Origin of the sequence: Planobispora rosea (assembly GCF_014648175.1) — a bacterium.
In the GTDB taxonomy this organism is placed as follows: Bacteria; Actinomycetota; Actinomycetes; order Streptosporangiales; family Streptosporangiaceae; genus Planobispora; species Planobispora rosea.
Window position 1 is genome coordinate 1 of sequence record NZ_BMQP01000114.1, and the last position, 1,933, is coordinate 1,933.

General features: G+C 71.5%; 1 protein-coding gene. It reads left to right on the plus strand.

Going from position 1 to position 1,933, the window contains the following annotated elements; all coding sequences use genetic code 11:
• Positions 1-7: 7 nt before the first annotated feature.
• A partial coding sequence (locus IEZ08_RS38960) for a beta-ketoacyl reductase (protein WP_308426630.1) occupies positions 8-1,933 on the plus strand: 1,926 nt, incomplete at its 3' end.

Genomic DNA, 1,933 nt, shown 5'->3' on the forward strand with positions numbered 1-1,933 from the left:
TGAGTTGGTGGCCGAGCTGGAGCAGACCGGTGCTCGGGTGCGGGTGGTGGCGTGTGATGTCACCGATCGGGCTGCGCTGGCCGATCTCATAGCCGGGTTGCCGGAGTTGAGTGCGGTGGTGCATACCGCGGGGATTTTGGATGACGGTGTGCTCAGTGCGTTGACGGTTGAGCGGTTGGATGCGGTGTTGGCGGCCAAGGCGGTGGCGGCCTGGTATCTGCACGAGCTGACCCGGGATCGGGCCCTGGCGGCGTTCGTGTTGTTCTCCTCCATGTCCGGACTGGTCGACGGTGCCGGACAGGGCAACTACGCCGCGGCCAATGCGTTCCTGGATGCGCTGGCGGTTTATCGGCGTGCTCATGGTCTGGCGGCGCAGTCGCTGGCGTGGGGACTGTGGGCCGACAGCGGGATGGGCGCCCGTCTTGACGACGCGACCGTGGCCCGCATGGCCGCCTCCGGTTTCCCCGGGCTGTCCTCGGCCGACAACCTGTCCCTGTTCGACCAGGCACTGGCCGCCGGTGATGCCGTCCTGGTCCCCGTCAAGGCGGACCGTGGCGCGCTGGCGAAGCGGGGAGCCGAACTGCCCCACCTGCTGCGCGCCCTGGCACCGGCCCCGGTACGGCGAGCCGCGACCGAGGGCGAGAACGAGATGTCGCCGTTCGTCCGCGGCCTGGCCGCGTTGCCTGAGAGCGATCGAGCCGGGTCCGCGCTGGACTGGGTGCGTGAGCACGTGGCCGCTGTCCTCGGACACGGCGACGCCACGGCGATCGAGGCGAAGCGGCCCTTCAGCGACATGGGGTTCGACTCGCTGGCCTCGGTCGACCTGCGCAACCGGCTGACCAGGGCGACCGGCATGAAGCTGCCCGCCACGCTGGTGTTCGACTACCCCACGCCCAAGGCGCTCGCGCACTACCTGCTCGAACGGGCCTTCAGTGTCGAGGCGGCGGTGGCGCGTGTCGCTCCGGCCGCGGTGACCGACGAGCCCATCGCGATCGTGGGCATGGCCTGCCGCTACCCCGGCGGCGTCACCTCGCCGGAGGCGCTGTGGCAGCTGGTGGCCGGTGAGGTGGACGCCGTCTCCGGGTTCCCCGCCGACCGAGGCTGGGACGTCGCGGGCATCTACGACCCCGAGCCCGGAGTGCCCGGCAAGTCCTACGCCAACGAAGGCGGGTTCCTGTACGACGCAGCTCTGTTCGACCCCGGCTTCTTCGGCATCTCGCCGCGTGAGGCGCAGGCGATGGACCCGCAGCAGCGGCTGCTGCTGGAGACCTCGTGGGAGGCGCTGGAGCGGGCCGGGATCGATCCCGAGTCGGTCAGGGGCACCGAGACCGGCGTCTTCGCCGGAGTGATGTACCACGACTGGGGCACCAGGCTGGGCCGGGTGCCTGAGGACGTGGCCGGTTATCTCGGCAACGGCAGCCTGGCCAGCGTCGTGTCCGGCAGGGTCGCCTACGCGCTCGGGCTGGAGGGTCCCGCGGTCACCGTCGACACGGCCTGCTCCTCCTCCCTCGTGGCGACGCACTGGGCGATCCAGGCCCTGCGGCGGGGCGAGTGCACGCTGGCCCTCTCGGGCGGCGTGACGGTGATGTCCACGCCGGACACCTTCATCGACTTCAGCCGCCAGCGCGGGCTGGCGCCCGACGGCCGGTGCAAGTCCTTCGCCGCTTCTGCCGATGGCACCGGCTGGAGTGAGGGCGTGGGCGTGCTGGTGCTGGAACGGCTGTCGGACGCCCGCCGCAACGGCCACCGGGTCCTGGCGGTGATCTCCGGCTCGGCCGTCAACCAAGACGGCGCCTCCAACGGCCTGACCGCCCCCAACGGCCCCTCCCAGCAGCGCGTCATCCGCGCCGCCCTGGCCACCGCCGGACTCACTCCCGCCGACGTCGACGCCGTCGAAGCCCACGGCACCGGCACCACCCTGGGCGACCCGATC